The sequence below is a fragment of the Jiangella aurantiaca genome, from assembly GCF_004349105.1.
Classification (GTDB): Bacteria; Actinomycetota; Actinomycetes; order Jiangellales; family Jiangellaceae; genus Jiangella; species Jiangella aurantiaca.
In genome coordinates this window covers 64,863-79,350 of the sequence record NZ_SMLB01000015.1, presented here as the reverse complement: position 1 = coordinate 79,350, position 14,488 = coordinate 64,863, and the positions used below count along the sequence as shown (strand labels likewise).

General features: G+C 66.5%; 14 protein-coding genes and 2 tRNA genes. 15 read left to right on the top strand and 1 reads right to left on the bottom strand.

Annotation, left to right across the window (positions count from 1 at the left end):
• Positions 1-17: 17 nt before the first annotated feature.
• The 11 genes from E1262_RS13280 to E1262_RS13230 all read left to right on the top strand — a co-directional run bounded on the left by E1262_RS13280 (position 18) and on the right by E1262_RS13230 (position 11,094).
• The gene (locus E1262_RS13280) at positions 18-1,028 is read left to right on the top strand and encodes a DUF262 domain-containing protein (RefSeq protein ID WP_162605888.1); all 1,011 of its coding nucleotides are present in this window, start codon (positions 18-20) and stop codon (positions 1,026-1,028) included.
• A gap of 1,211 nt (positions 1,029-2,239) precedes the next feature.
• Positions 2,240-3,022 (top strand): TIR domain-containing protein, encoded by a 783-nt coding sequence (locus tag E1262_RS13275; protein ID WP_132103611.1) that lies wholly within the window; start codon positions 2,240-2,242, stop codon positions 3,020-3,022.
• 118 nt (positions 3,023-3,140) lie between these two features.
• Positions 3,141-3,995: a phosphoribosylaminoimidazolesuccinocarboxamide synthase gene (locus tag E1262_RS13270; RefSeq protein WP_132103610.1), complete on the top strand. Its 855-nt coding sequence runs from the start codon at positions 3,141-3,143 to the stop codon at positions 3,993-3,995.
• 67 nt (positions 3,996-4,062) lie between these two features.
• A complete protein-coding gene (locus E1262_RS13265) occupies positions 4,063-4,803 on the top strand; it encodes a GntR family transcriptional regulator (protein ID WP_132103609.1) in 741 nt (246 codons plus the stop codon).
• 99 nt (positions 4,804-4,902) lie between these two features.
• On the top strand, positions 4,903-5,376 hold the full coding sequence (locus E1262_RS13260) for a hypothetical protein (protein ID WP_203453838.1): 474 nt from the start codon (positions 4,903-4,905) through the stop codon (positions 5,374-5,376).
• 4 nt (positions 5,377-5,380) lie between these two features.
• Positions 5,381-5,698 carry a hypothetical protein gene (locus E1262_RS13255; protein ID WP_132103608.1) on the top strand — a complete coding sequence of 106 codons (318 nt, stop codon included), beginning with the start codon at positions 5,381-5,383 and terminating at the stop codon, positions 5,696-5,698.
• Positions 5,699-6,441: 743 nt separating this feature from the next.
• The gene (locus tag E1262_RS13250; protein ID WP_132103607.1) at positions 6,442-6,636 is read left to right on the top strand and encodes a hypothetical protein; all 195 of its coding nucleotides are present in this window, start codon (positions 6,442-6,444) and stop codon (positions 6,634-6,636) included.
• Complete coding sequence (locus E1262_RS13245; protein WP_162605886.1) at positions 6,630-8,132, top strand: hypothetical protein; 1,503 nt, start codon at positions 6,630-6,632, stop codon at positions 8,130-8,132. The genes E1262_RS13250 and E1262_RS13245 overlap by 7 nt, the downstream gene beginning before the upstream one ends.
• Before the next feature lie 41 nt (positions 8,133-8,173).
• Positions 8,174-9,703 carry a replication initiator gene (locus E1262_RS13240; RefSeq protein WP_132103605.1) on the top strand — a complete coding sequence of 510 codons (1,530 nt, stop codon included), beginning with the start codon at positions 8,174-8,176 and terminating at the stop codon, positions 9,701-9,703.
• Positions 9,704-9,718: 15 nt separating this feature from the next.
• Positions 9,719-9,934 carry an excisionase family DNA-binding protein gene (locus tag E1262_RS13235; protein WP_132103604.1) on the top strand — a complete coding sequence of 72 codons (216 nt, stop codon included), beginning with the start codon at positions 9,719-9,721 and terminating at the stop codon, positions 9,932-9,934.
• Positions 9,934-11,094 carry a tyrosine-type recombinase/integrase gene (locus tag E1262_RS13230; RefSeq protein ID WP_132103603.1) on the top strand — a complete coding sequence of 387 codons (1,161 nt, stop codon included), beginning with the start codon at positions 9,934-9,936 and terminating at the stop codon, positions 11,092-11,094. Before E1262_RS13235 ends, E1262_RS13230 begins: the two co-directional genes overlap by 1 nt.
• 47 nt (positions 11,095-11,141) lie before the next feature.
• Here E1262_RS13230 and E1262_RS13225 read toward each other — a convergent pair.
• Positions 11,142-11,215 (bottom strand) — tRNA-Gly (locus tag E1262_RS13225).
• Between the two features lie 62 nt (positions 11,216-11,277).
• Between E1262_RS13225 and E1262_RS13220 the strand changes: the two genes are divergently transcribed.
• The 4 genes from E1262_RS13220 to E1262_RS13205 all read left to right on the top strand — a co-directional run bounded on the left by E1262_RS13220 (position 11,278) and on the right by E1262_RS13205 (position 14,397).
• Positions 11,278-11,353 (top strand) — tRNA-Pro (locus tag E1262_RS13220).
• Positions 11,354-11,436: 83 nt separating this feature from the next.
• Positions 11,437-12,882 (top strand): trigger factor, encoded by a 1,446-nt coding sequence (gene tig, locus E1262_RS13215; protein ID WP_132103602.1) that lies wholly within the window; start codon positions 11,437-11,439, stop codon positions 12,880-12,882.
• Positions 12,883-13,103: 221 nt separating this feature from the next.
• Entirely contained in the window at positions 13,104-13,745 is a 642-nt protein-coding gene (locus tag E1262_RS13210) for an ATP-dependent Clp protease proteolytic subunit (protein ID WP_420810523.1), read from the top strand.
• A gap of 46 nt (positions 13,746-13,791) precedes the next feature.
• Entirely contained in the window at positions 13,792-14,397 is a 606-nt protein-coding gene (locus tag E1262_RS13205; RefSeq protein WP_111253303.1) for an ATP-dependent Clp protease proteolytic subunit, read from the top strand.
• Positions 14,398-14,488 lie beyond the last annotated feature (91 nt).

The following is a 14,488-nucleotide window of genomic DNA, read 5'->3' as shown; positions in this document are numbered from 1 at the left end:
AATCGTACGACTTAAGCGTGAATACGCTCATCGAGCAATGGCACGATAAGACACTTACGCTGCCCGAAATCCAACGCCAATACGTCTGGGATAGGGCGCGCGCAAGTAGGCTCATAGAGAGCCTACTGCTGAATATCCCTATCCCTGTCGTTTATTTCTCCGAGACGCAAGACGTAAACTATCTGATCATTGATGGCCATCAACGAATCCAGAGCATAGTGAACTACGTGGAGAACCAGTTTGCTCTCTCGGGCTTAAAGGTGCTGTCAGGACTCAACGGCCTTCGGTTCGGCGCTTTATCACCGCGGGATCAGCGGCAGATTCGTACGCGTGTAATCCGAGCAATCATAATCTCCGTGGATTCTGATCCGATGATGAAGTTCGAGGTGTTCGAACGCCTTAATACGGGTAGCATCGCGCTAAATGCCCAGGAGATCCGCAATAGCACGCATCGTGGCCCGATGAACGAGCTGATCAAGAAGTTTGCGCTGTCGCCAGATTTTCGGACGTGTGTGGGCACCGCGAGGCCGCGCCCAAGGATGGTCGACAACGAGCTTATACTCCGGTTCCTGGCCTTGGAAAGCAGCTGGCAAAGCTACAAGCCTCCACTCAAGAAGTACTTAAATAACTATATGGACAAGGCGAACGGGTGGCCAGAATCGCAATTGAGTGAGGCGGAAGCGAGGTTCGATCGCTCGGTGGCGGGCCTGGTTGAAGTTTTGGGCCAGGCCGCCTTCCGGCTTACCGACGACACTGGCGTGCCGATCGACAGGGCACTCAACCGCGCCCTTGCGGAAACCCAGTTGGTGTCCTTTTCGTGGATTCGCAATACCGACCTCGACTCGACGCGATCTGACATCTTGCGAGCGCTTGGCGCCCTGTACGGCAACTCTGTATTCCTTGATAGCATCCAACGTGCAACCGGAGATAGGAGGCGGACGCTCCGTCGCTTGGGCATGTTTTGCAGCGCCTTGACAGAGGCAGGCGTGACACTATCGCAGCAAGTATCCTTCGAGTCCGTTGAATGACCTCTTCGGCCCTTTCGAACCTCCTGTCCGGCGTAGCCGAGGTTCGAGCACTCCGGACTCATTACCCAGTGCCGCGACGAGGAATTGCGACCGGTGTCGGTGCGGTTGCGGTCAAAGCGCACGGGCGCGCTTCCGTGGTGCTCCTATCTAGCCACTTCGAGCGGTACATTCACGCGGTGAATGAGGAATCAATAGACTGGCTGAACATCCAGGCGTGCGCCGTGCACGGTCTTCCTAAAAATTTGTTTCTCCAGCACAGCAGGACCCCAGTGGATCGACTGGCTGCGCAAGATTGGTTGCATCGCGAGGCGTCGCTCCAAGATTTCGTTCGGACTGATGGCATACTGTGGGGACCAAGCGCTGCGACGGGTTCGTTAGTGCACGGCCGGTTGCTGACGTGGATGAAGTCCCCGAAGCCACCCGCGATAGTGCGATTCTACCGATTATATGGGATTGAGGATATATTCCGCGCAGTTACTCGGGGCGCCTCGACTCGAGGAGCATTATATCTCGATCTCAAAGAGCTGGTGGAAAAACGCAACAACATTGCGCACGGTGATCCGCAGACCGAAGCACTCCCCACTGATATCACCAGGTACTTGAGGTCGGTTTCGAAGTTCTGTTTATCTGCGGATAAAGTCTTATCGAAGGCGCTAAAAAGAGCAGCTGCCTCGCTGGCGCCGCCGTGGTAGCTGGCGGAGGGCAAGCGATTTCCATTCTGAGGCGTCGTCCTCATAGCTGCCGGTCGTTGGCTGGAGCGGAGGGGGTCAAGGGTCGCGTAGCGATCACGCAGTGACGCCGAAGGCGCCCTTGACGCGTGGAGCGGAGGCCAAGAGGATGGCCGCTATGAGGGGGACGCCGACGACGGTGACCGTGCAGGCGTTGACGAGGTTGGTGTCGGCCGTCGATCCGCCCGCCGGCCGACGGGGCCCGGAACGGCCGCTAGGCCGCACGCCCGGCCCGGAGGCCGCGCGGGAGCGGCGCGCGCAGCGCGGCGCTTGACCTCCGAGAGGTGGATCCGGCAACTAACCGCGTCGCCGCGTCGCCCTGCCGTGGCACAGGTGAGGTGTTCGGCAGCCAAGGTGCTACGGGCGGGCGGCAACGGAACGTTGTCTGCACCCTTGGAGTAGCCTGGTACAGGAGGGCTTCACGCGAATTCGGGGTCGCCGGATCGACGTCTGATGCACCAGGACGAATAGAGTGAATTCATCATGCCAAAGGACGCTCAGGAGCACATAGCAACGTTACTTGACCAGCTTGCAAATCTGAATCACAGGGATGATGCGGCGCTTGATGCGCTACTGAAGCGAACGGAGATGATAATCCGTAACGTCTTCGGTGAGACCAGCAAGTATCTGACGGACCTTTCTGACATCGGTTTCCACCCAATGGTTTACCCGGCGGACGACCGCTACTACAACTCTAGCTGGGCTTCGGGGACAGCGGAGCTTAAGAACCTCCTGAACACCATGTCCGAAGAGGTGCAGCTATTTGGCAGCGACGTTGAGCCGGATAAGGCTAAGCGCGAAGACAAGGCTGTGTCGGGCGGTTCGGGTGTCTTTCTTGTACACGGACACGATGATCGCGCTAAAGTCGAAGTTGCGAGGTTCATGGAGAAGTTGGGGCTCGACGTAATCATTCTCCATGAGCGACCAAGTAATGGACGGACAATTATTGAAAAGTTTGAGAATGAGTCATCGGCTGCGAGTTTCGCGGTTGTGCTGTTGACAGCCGACGACGTTGGCGCCGTCAAGGGCGGTTCAGCAGAGGCAATACCACGCGCCAGGCAGAATGTGGTGTTCGAGCTCGGCTACTTCATTGGAGTTCTCGGCAGGAACCGTGTTGTTGCGCTGAAACATCCTGATGTGGAGACTCCGTCGGACTACTCTGGTGTCGTCTACATCCCTCTCGATACTGGGTCTTGGCAGCTGCTCTTGGCCAAGGAGATAAAGAGCGCGGGAATCGACATTGACCTAAATAGAGCGCTCGCATAGCGCCTCGGGGCACATTGGCGCTCGCGTTGGGCGGGCAGGGTTGCCCGGTTGGGAACGGTGCCGGTATTCCGTGCCCCCGATTGACGTACCCAGCCTGTGGTGTGCTAGAACGTTCGGCGTGGAGCTGGTACACAGAGGCAAGGTGCGGGACGTCTACGCTGATGGCCCCGATGAACTGATCTTGGTCGCGAGCGATCGGGTGTCGGTGTATGACGTGGTGTTGCCGACGCCGATCCCGGACAAGGGCAAGCTGTTGACGGCGCTGTCGACGTGGTGGTTCGAGCAGTTGGCGGACGTGCCGAATCACGTGATCTCGGCGACCGACGTTCCAGCGGAATGGGCCGGTCGCGCGGTGCGATGCCGGAAGGTCAACATCGTTCAGGTCGAGTGCATCGCACGCGGCTATCTGGCCGGCCTCGGGTGGGAGTCCTACTCGAAGGACGGCGTGATCTCCGGGGTGAAGATCCCCGCCGGCCTGGTGGAGGGCGACAAGCTGCCCGAGCCGGTGTTCACGCCGACCACGAAGACGGCGCCTGAGGACGGGCACGACGAGCCGATGACGTTCGCTGAGGTGGTCGACCAGGTCGGCGCCGATCTTGCGGAGCGCCTGCGCTCGCTGACCCTTGACATCTACGGTCGGGCCGCGGCCCTCGCAGAGCAGCGCGGAGTGATCTTGGCGGACACCAAGTTCGAGTTTGGATTGACCCCGGACGGTGAAGTGCTGCTGGCTGACGAGGTGCTGACGTCGGACTCGTCGCGGTACTGGCGGGTCGAGGACTGGAAGCCTGGCGGCCGGCAGGTCGCATACGACAAGCAGTACGTCCGCGACTGGGCGCGCGACCTCGGTTGGTGGGATAAGACGCCGCCGGGACCCGAGGTTCCGCCAGAGGTGGCGGAAGAGACTTCGCGCCGCTACCGGGCGATGTACGAACGGATCACCGGACTGACCTGGGACACGAACGGTGGCAGTTAGACCTGCGACGCGCGTCAGCCGCTATGGTGGCGCGTACTAGAACGCTTAACGGATTGGAGGGAGTCGCGTGGGACGCAAGCTGGACCGGCCCGCGGCTCCGTACCTCCAGATCGCCGAGGAGATCCGCGAACGGATCCGCACCGGTGATCTGCGTCCAGGCGATGAAGTGCCCTCGGTGCGTGGTGTCGCGAAGGAGTACGGGGTTGCGCACGCCACGGCATACAAGGCGATCGGCGTGCTGCAGTCCGAGGGCTACATTCGCTCCACCATAGGTGCACGCAGTGTCGTCACCACCGAGGAAGAACGCGGCTGGAGCGCCGCGGCAAGACTGGAGCGATCACGGCGGACGGGGAAGATCTATCCGGAAGGCCAGCACGCGAAGATCGTCGATGCCGGCATGGCCGTCGCGCCGACGCATGTTGCCGCCGTGTTCGGCGCCCCAGCTGGATCGAAGCTGGTCAAGCGGTCGCGTATCACGTATCGAGGCGACGAGCCGATCTCGCGGTCGACGTCATGGTTCCCGGCAGAGTTCGCTGCGACTGCACCGCTGCTCCTACAGTCGGAGCGAATTATCGAAGGCACCTTCGCTTACGTGGCCGCAGCGACCGGCCGCCAGCTCGGTTCATGGCTTGACCAGTACGATCCGGCGCTCGCGTCCCCCGATGACGCCGCGACGCTCGACATCGCTGAGGGCACGCCGGTGTTCTATGGCCGCAACTGGGTCTACGACGAAGGCGGCGGCGTCCTGGAGTACGGCGAGAGTGTGTCCGCTGGCAGGATCGCCTACAGCGGGGCCATGACGGACTGACCATCAGCATTGCATGGGGTGTTGACTACTGTTCTAGGTGTGCTAGTTTCTGATCTAGAACGGTCGTCGGGATGGTCCCGGCCCGTGAAGGAGGCCGTCATGGCATTGGCGAAGGGCTATCGGTTCCCGGTGGAGTTCCACGAGGCGTTCCCGCGGGGTCTGGTGATGGTGGGTGAGATCGAGCCGGATTTGGAGTACCAGTCGCAGGAGGACCGGGCGCGCGGCAAGGAGCAGCGGCAGCGGGTGGACGACGTCACGAAGCTGCGGCAGTGGAAGGCCACGGTGACGGACCCGGATGAGGCGAAGGCGAAGCGCGCCAGCTTCGAGGTGATCTTCCTCGCCGAGGTGCAGCCCGCGCCGCTGCCGGATGAGGTGCTGCCGGGGATGCGCCCGATCGAGCTGGTGGGTGTGACGGCGTCGCCGAAGGTGATGGGCCAGGGTGAGTTCAAGTACCTCGGGTACGAGTACCGCGCCACGGGTGTTAAGGCCCCGAACGGTGCCCCGCGCCCGCCCGCCGCTGGCTCTCGCGCGCAAGGCGACGCTGGCAAGCAGGCCGAGCCGAAGGCCGGCTGATCCGATGCCCACGCATGAGCCGTGGTGTGAGGACCAGGGGACTGGCCATGACGGTGCGTGCCGGTTCTACGGCGAAAGCCTGTCCGCACGCGGTGTCGTGGTGACCTCGACCGCCGAAGCGACCGAAGGTGGCGCTGTGGTGGTGCTCACTACGACCGGCCGGGATGGTCGACCGGTGCGGCTCGAAGTCGCTCCCGCGGTGGCGTCCTCGTTCGGGCGCTCGCTGACGCGGCTGGGGGCGGCGTTCGAGGACCGTGTGCCGCGTCGCTCACAGCCGATCAAGACGGTTGCGGCGTCTGGCGGTGTTGTCGTCTCGCGATGAGTTCCCACCGGGGACGGGTGCAAGGCCTAGACAACCGTCCCCGTCCCCGGTGGCCCCAACCACACCCCCACGAGGGAGGGGATTGGTGTGCCCAAGCCTATGTTCTGGCGACTCCCCGTCGCCCTACTGACTGTGCTGGCGGTCCTGGTGCTGACCGCCGCCCAGCTCGCCGCCGCAGTCACCGATGTCGAGACGGAGCGGTCCGACACCGTCGATTCTGCGCAGTTCGTTCGGTGTGGTGGTCGGTCGTGAACGGCGACCCGGTCCTGTTCGGGCTGCTGCCCTTCGACACCACGACGCGGGCGTATGCATTTCACTGTCCGGTCTGCGACAAGATCCGCTCCACCGCCCCGGACCAGCCGTGCCGTGACTGCGCACCGGTCGTAAAGCCCGCACGGCGGCGGACGGCGAAGGGTCGTGGTTCCCGGTGAACCGGCCACGGGTCTTGTCCTGCGACGGCTGCGCCGCCACGACCACCGATGCCAGCACTGCGGGTGCCTGGTTCGTCTTCACCGCCGCCGACGTGCCGGGGAACGCCCGCTGCCCGGAGTGCCTGCCCGAGCAGGGGCGCGCTGGCGGTGATCTGTCGTGTCTGCGGTGACCGCCTGCTCGTCCTGTGGCCGTCCGGTGGATGCCGTGGAGGTGTGGTTCCACCTCGGCACCGGTGAGGCCACCTGCAACGACTGTCACGAAGCCGTCCGGTCCCGGCATGCCCGGTTGACCGCGCTGAGAGGTGAGTTCCGATGAGAAGCCGTCCACGCCTGCACACCCGGCACTGCAACCGCTGCGCCACGAGCCTGAACGGGGCGGGGATGCCGCTGCATGGTGCTGGGACGTTGTGCCCGAACTGCTGGGTCACCACCCGCACCGAACGGTTCGAAGCGAGGGCCCGCGCCGCCGTCGCCGCCACTCTGGCCGATGAGCAGGGCGGGTGGTGACGGTGACCAACCTGCTCACGCTCGTGAAGACGGTCTTGGCGCTGCCGCGCAAGCGGGTGAACGGGGCGGTGTCGCTGCTGACCGGCTGGTGGCTGATCCGGCTGCTCTGGCGGCTGCGCATCCTAGTCACCGCGACGCTTGTGGTCCTGTTCGCCTACTCGACGTTGGGATGGGTCGGCCTCGTCCTCCTGGCCGTGCTCCCGCCGGTGCTGTCGTTCGCGTGGCGGGTCCTGCACCCGCAGTCGCACACCTGGTTCGTGAACCGGCTGCTTGCTCGGCATCGGCTGCGCCACACCTACGGCTCCCGCTGGGACGCCGTCATGGTCGCATGCAACCTCCACGTGCCTGTTCCGGGCGGCGACCACCTCACCCCGACGCTTCGAAAGGTGACGTTGGCTCCGGTCGGGGACGTGCTGCACGTGCGGTTGCTGGATGGGCAGGCGCCGGCCGACTTCGCCCGGCAGGCCGACGAGCTGGCGCACGCGTTCGGGGTCCCCGAAGTCCGCGTCACGTCTGCCGGTCCCGGCCGGGTCGAGCTGGTCCTAGTGCTGCTCGACGTGCTCGCCGAACCGGTGATCCTGACCGACGTGCCGCCGGTGACGGACCTGCGCAGGGTGCGGTTCGCGATTGGTGAGGACGGGCTGTGGCGGACCCGGAACTATGCGAACATCGCGGCCGAGGTCGGCGGCGGCGTCCCCGGCTCCGGGAAGACCGCGGGGGAGACGTCGCTGGCGTGTGGGCTGATCCAGAACCCGGCCGTGCAGTACGTGGTGGCCGATGGCAAGGGCGGGGAGGACTGGTCCTGGATCGCGCCTCGAGCTGCCGCGTACTGCGCCGAGGACGAGGACCTCGAGGCGGTCCTCCGGGTGGTGGAGCAGGTGCACGGGCTGATGCGCCACCGCTTGAAGACGCAGAAGGCGACGCGGGGCGAGGCGAACTTCTGGAACCTGCCCCTCGACCCGAACCACCCAGCCGTGTTCCTGGTCGTCGACGAGGTGCAGACCTTTACCGACACCAAAGGCATGGACAACGACACCAAGCAGCTCGCCTACCAGATCACCGCCCGGCTCTCGGTGCTGGTGAAGAAGGGCCGCTCCGCCGGCATCATCACCCGCCTGCTCACGCAGAAGCCCACCGCCGATGCCCTGCCCACGGCGATCCGCGACAACGCCTCGGTGCGCACGGCCTGGCGCGTGATGTCCAAGGACGCCGCCGAAGCCATCCTCGGCCCCGTCGTCCGCGAGGCCGAGGTGTCCCCGGTCGACATCCCGGAGGCCATGCGCGGTGTCGCCGTTGTCGCCACCGATGCGGGACGGTTGGAACGGGTCCGGTTCCCGTTCGTCGACGAGCACACCGCCGAAACCATCGCCACCCGCACCGCCGACCTGCGCCGCGAGCTGACCGCATTCGGCGCATCCGCTCTCGACGACCAGGGCGCCAACGACGACGGCACGGCGAGCGAATCCGAGGGTGAGGCTGCGGGGGTGCGGGCGTGACCGTCACGCCACTCACGGCAGGCCTCCCGGACGACGCCACCTTGCGCGAGCTCGCCGCCGCGAAGGGCGTGTGCGTGCGGCCGATCCTGCAGCACGTCACCGACACCCTCACGGGTGTGTCCCGCACGGCGGTGATCCCGTGCGGAGCCACCCGCGCGAAGGTCTGCCCGTCCTGCGCCGACACCGCTCGGCGTCTCAGGATTCAGCAGTGCCGTGAGGGCTGGCACCTCACCGAAGACCCACCCAAACCCGAGCCCGCCGACCCCGACGCCACAGACAAGGACGGCGGGGAGGATGACGGCGACCAGGCCGGCGAAGGTGAGGACTCGGGTCGGCGGGTGCGGTCGACCAGGCGGCGGCAGGACGCTCCGGATCTTCCGCGGCTGGCGGTGTCGGATCGCACGACGGGGCGGGTGTTTACCTCGCCGGATGGGAAGACCTACCGGCCGTCGATGTTCGTCACCCTCACCCTGCCGTCCTACGGGCGCGTCACGAGCGAGGGCGTGCCGGTCGACCCGGCGAACTATGACTATCGGCGGGCCGCGTTGGATGCGATGCATTTCCCGAAGCTGGTGGACCGGTTCTGGCAGAACCTCCGACGCGCCACCGGCTACTCGGTGCAGTACTTCGCCACCGTCGAACCCCAACGCCGCCTCGCACCGCACCTGCACGCCGCCATCCGTGGCGCCATCCCGCGCAAGCTCATCAAACAAGTCGTAGCGGCGACCTACCACCAGGTGTGGTGGCCGCAGCTCGACGAACCCGTCTACACCGACCCGGAGACGCTGCCGGTGTGGGACGAGCTGGCCGAGGCCTACGCCGACCCGGCCACCGGTGCGGTGCTGCCGTCGTGGGATGAGGCCCTGGACGCCATCGACGACCACCCGGACGCCCGGCCGGCGCATGTAATCCGCGCCGGGTCGCAGGTCGACATCCAGGGCGTCATCGCGGGCACGCCGTTGGCGGACCGGGTCATCGGCTACCTGACCAAGTACCTCACGAAGTCGATCACCGACCCGCTCCACGACGACGGCGAGGCCCCCGTCCCGGCCGCGCGCAGGGCGCACATCGATCGGATCGCCGAAGAGGTGCGATGGCTGCCGTGCTCGCCCACGTGCGCGAACTGGCTGCGCTACGGCGTCCAGCCCAAGAACGCGAAGGGCGGCATGGAACCCGGCCGCTGCGGGTCGAAGGCGCACGACAGAGACCACCTCGGCCTCGGCGGCCGCCGCGTTCTCGTCTCGCGTCGGTGGACCGGCAAGACGCTGGATCAGCACCGGGCCGACCGCGCCGCCGTCGTCCGCGCCGTCCTCGCCGAGGCAGGTGTGGAGATGGACGACCACGACGAGCTTTCGGCAACCGCCACACGGCCCGACGGGCAGCCGCGGTTCGTCTGGACCGTCACTCACCCCGGCGACGTCGATGGTCCCACCTACGCCCGTCTGATCGGCCACGCCATTGCCCAGAAACAGCGCTGGCGAGCGCAATACGAAGACGCGAAGACCCGCGCCGGACCTGTTGCGTCGGATCTTTCGGCGATTGCACAACCTGCCGCCGCCCCGGCGGCATGACAGAAAGGAACGATCATGATGGATCGGCTGTTGACCGTGGAAGAGGCTGCTGAGCTGCTCGGTACCGGGCCGCGGTTTCCCCGGCGGCTGATTGCTGAGCGCCGTATCGACTTCGTGAAGGTCGGTCGGCTCGTCCGGATTCCGTCGTCCGCGCTTGCGGCGTGGGTGGAGGAGCGGACGGTGGAGGCGACTCGGCGTACTCGCAAGGACCCGTATGGGCGGGTGCTCTGATGGCGTCGAGGCGTCGGTTCGGGCGGGTACGCAAGTTGCCATCGGGCCGGTTCCAGGCTCGCTATCACGGCCCGGACGGGATCGACCGGCCGGCGCCGTACACGTTCGCGACCAAGACCGACGCCAATATGTGGCTAGCGGACAAGGAGCTGGAGATCCGGCGCGGTGACTGGCTCGACCCGGCGGGCGCGAGCGTTCCGTTGAGGGAGTTCGCGGCGGGGTGGATCGTCGAGCGGCCGAACCTGCGCCCCCGAACGGTGGAGCTGTACGAAGGTCTGCTGCGGCTGCACATCGCGCCCCAGCTCGGTGCGCTCGGCCTCGGCGATGTCACCCCGGCGCGGGTGCGGAGCTGGCGGAAGGAACGGCTCGACGACGGGGTCGGGCCGGTGACGGTCGCGAAGGCCTATCGCCTGCTGAAGACCGTCATGGCGACGGCGGTGGAGGACGGGCTGATCCGCCGGAACCCGTGCCAGATCAAGGGTGCGGGGACGGAGGCCAGCCCTGAGCGCAGGACCGCGACGCTGGCGGAGGTGTTCGCCATCGCTGACGCGATCCAGCCTCGTTACCGGGTGCTCGTGCTGCTGGCTGCGTTCGGAACCCTGCGATGGGGGGAGCTGATGGGCCTGCGGCGACTCGACGTTGACCTGGACGAGCGGACGGTCCGGGTCGAGCGAGCGGTGCAGCAGGTCAAGGGAAAGCAGATCGTGTCGACGCCGAAGACGGCCGCCGGCCGCCGCGTCATCGCCATCCCTGAGGTCATCGTCCCGGAGCTGCGGTCGCATCTGGCCGAGTTCGCGGAGCCGGGTCCGGACGGCCGCGTGTTCATCGGGCCGAAGGGCGCGACACCGACGCGGACGAACTTCCACACCGTCTGGCGTCAGGCGGCGACCGCGGCCGGTGTGCCCGAGTTGCACTTCCACGACCTTCGCCACACCGGTGCGACGCTCGCCGCGACGACGGGGGCCAGTCTGCGCGAGCTGATGGAGCGTCTCGGCCATGCCAGCCCTCGCGCGGCGATGATCTACCAGCACGCCACCCGGGAGCGTGATCATGCCCTCGCCGCGGCGTTGGACGCCCTGGCCCAGGCCTACCTTCGCGGGCGGCCACAGAGCGATGAACGGGCACGCGACGGGCACGATGACGACGAATTGGCCTCGTGATCAGCGGTGAAGGCTGACCGCATACCCGCTGAGCTGCGGGGGAGTGGTGGAGCGGGTGACGGGAATCGAACCCGCATGACCAGCTTGGAAGGCTGGGGCTCTGCCATTGAGCTACACCCGCGCGGGGCCTGAGGCCCGTGGGACAGAGTACCCTGTGATCTGGCCTAGACTTGTCCGGGCACCCGGGGCGTAGCGTAGTGGCTAGCGCGCCTGCTTTGGGAGCAGGAGATCGCAGGTTCGAGTCCTGTCGCCCCGACCAGCCCGCTTTCGCAACAGCAGAAGCAAGAGCAAGAACCGTTGCGATCGTGACCGCACACCATCCCACACAGGAGACACGTCAGCGTGAAGAGCGTCGTCGAGACCCTCAACCCGACCAGGGTCCGGCTCGCGGTCGAGGTTCCCTTCGCCGAGCTTGAGTCGAACATCCAGTCCGCGTACAAGCGGATCGCCGCCCAGGTGACGGTGCCGGGGTTCCGCAAGGGCAAGGTGCCGCCGATGGTCATCGACCAGCGGATCGGCCGGCCGGTGGTGCTGGAGGAGGCCGTCAACGAGGCGATCCCGCAGATCTACCAGGACGCGATGCGGGAGAACGAGCTGACGCCGCTGGCGCAGCCCGAGATCGACCAGCCGCAGTTCGGTGAGGGCGAGGACCTCAAGTTCACCGCCGAGGTCACGGTCAAGCCGAAGATCGAGCTGCCGGAGTGGGAGGGCCTGGAGGTCCAGGTCGACGACATCGCGGTGGGCGATGACGACATCAACGAGCGGCTCGACGCGCTGCGAGCGCGGTTCGGCACGCTGGCGACGGTGGAGCGGGCGGCCGCCGACGGCGACTTCGTGCAGATCGACCTCAACGCCACCGACGACGGCGAGCCGGTCGAGGGTGGCCAGGCCAGCGGCGTGTCGTACCAGATCGGCCGCGGCGGCATGGTCGAAGGGCTGGACGACGCCCTGGTCGGGCTGTCGGCGGGCGAGTCGAAGACGTTCCGGACGACGCTGGTCGGCACGCACGAGGGCGAAGAGGTCGACGTCGAGGTGACGGTGAACGCCGTCAAGGAGCAGCAGCTGCCCGACCTCGACGACGAGTTCGCCCAGCTCGCCAGCGAGTTCGACACCCTCGACGAGCTGCGCGACGACATCCGCGAGCAGGCGTTGAACAGCAAGCGCATCGAGCAGGCCATGTCTGCCCGCGACAAGGTGCTCGAGCAGGTCATCGCGAACGCCGGCGACGTCCCGCTGCCCGAGGAGCTCATCGCCCAGCAGGTCGAGGACCACCTGGCCGACGGCCACGGCGACGACGACCACCGCGCCGAGTTCGAGAAGCAGATGCGCGACAACCTCCGGCAGCAGTTCGTCCTGGACGAGCTGGTGAAGGCCGAGAGCATCGAGGTCTCACAGGACGAGCTCAGCTCCTACATCATCCAGCAGGCGATGCGCTCCCGGGTCGACCCGAACCAGCTCGCCCAGCAGCTGGTCGACCAGGGCAACCTGCCGTCCATCGTCGCCGATGTCGCGCGCGGCAAGGCGCTGGCGCTCGCCGTCGAGAAGGCCAAGGTCACCGACGCCTCCGGCAACGCCGTCGAGCTGAACCGGCTCCGCGAGGACGGCACGCTGGCCGAGCCGGGCGAGGTCGAGGGCGTCGCCGCCCCGGCGGTCGACGGCTCGTTCGAGTTCGCCGAGCTGGACGAGAACGCGACGGACGAGGCGGACGCCGAGACGGCGGACGCGGACGCTCAGGCGGCCGAGGCCGAGACCGACGAGGCCGCCGACGACGCCGAGAAGAAGGCCTGACGGCCGGACCAGTACGAGAACGCCGATCAGGTGACCATGCCCACGGCTGGTCACCTGATCGCGTTTCCGCACCATATCGACCTGCCGCGCACGCCGTCAGCGAACACGGGCCATGCGGCGGATGGTCGCCGCGGCCTTTGTGGTTAGTGTCGATGGCACCACACAGAAGCAGGAAGTCTCATACGGTCTCGACGACCAGAAGTAGCCCCAAGGAGATCACGGTGAGCACACGCCCCGAGACGTCGGGCCCGTCCCTCATTCAGGCCCACACCCCCGCGCCGAGCATCGGCGGTGGTCTGGACGACCACATCTACAACCGGCTGCTGCGCGAGCGCATCATCTTCCTCGGCTCCGAGGTCCGCGACGAGAACGCCAACGCCATCTGCGCGCAGCTGCTGCTGCTGGCGGCCGAGGACCCCGACCGCGACATCAACCTCTACATCAACTCGCCCGGCGGCTCCGTGTCGGCCGGCATGGCCATCTACGACACCATGCAGTACGTGAAGCCCGACGTCGTCACGGTGGCGATGGGCTTCGCGGCCTCGATGGGCCAGTTCCTGCTGACGGCGGGCGCGCCCGGCAAGCGGTACGCGCTGCCGCACGCCCGCATCCTCATGCACCAGCCGTCCGGCGGCATGGGCGGCTCGGCCAGCGACATCCGCATCCAGGCCGAGGCGATGCTGCGCACCAAGCGCGAGATGGCCGAGCTGATCGCGCAGCACACCGGCCAGCCGGTCGAGCGCATCGAGGCCGACTCCGACCGGGACCGCTACTTCACGCCGCAGGAGGCGCTCGAGTACGGCTTCGTCGACCACGTGGTCGAGAGCGCCTCGCAGGTCTCCCAGGGCGGCGGCACGGCCTGACGCCGTCCACGACACCACGAGCGACCACCCCGACAGAGGAGACCCAGTGAACTACTACATCCCGCAGTGGGAGGAGCGCACGTCCTACGGCTTCCGGCGGATCGACCCGTTCGGCAAGCTGTTCGAGGAGCGCATCATCTTCCTCGGCACCCCCATCACCGACGACGTTGCCAACGCCGTCATGGCGCAGCTGATCTGCCTGGAGTCGATGGAGCCCGACCGCGACATCGAGATCTACATCAACTCGCCCGGTGGCTCGTTCACCGCGATGACGACGATCTACGACACCATGCAGTTCATCAAGCCGGACGTCCGGACGGTGTGCATGGGCCAGGCGGCGTCCGCGGCGGCCGTGCTGCTCGCGGCCGGTGCCCCCGGCAAGCGGCTGGCGGTGCCGAACGCGCGCATCCTCATCCACCAGCCCTACACCGAGGGCACCTACGGCCAGGCCAGCGACATCGAGATCCAGGCGAACGAGATCCTGCGGATGCGGGCGCTGCTGGAGAAGATGCTCTCCGACCACTCCGGCCGCAGCCTCGAGCAGGTGCGCAACGACATCGAGCGCGACAAGATCCTGACCACTCAGGAGGCCATCGACTACGGCCTGGTGGACAACTTCACCGCCTCGCGCAAGGCCAGCCTGGTCGGCTGAGCCCGGCGCCGGGACGAACGGCACGGCGCATGACGGCCACGGGTGCGGGACGGCCCGCACCCGTGGCCGTTCGCGTTCGGCCTGCTCGACG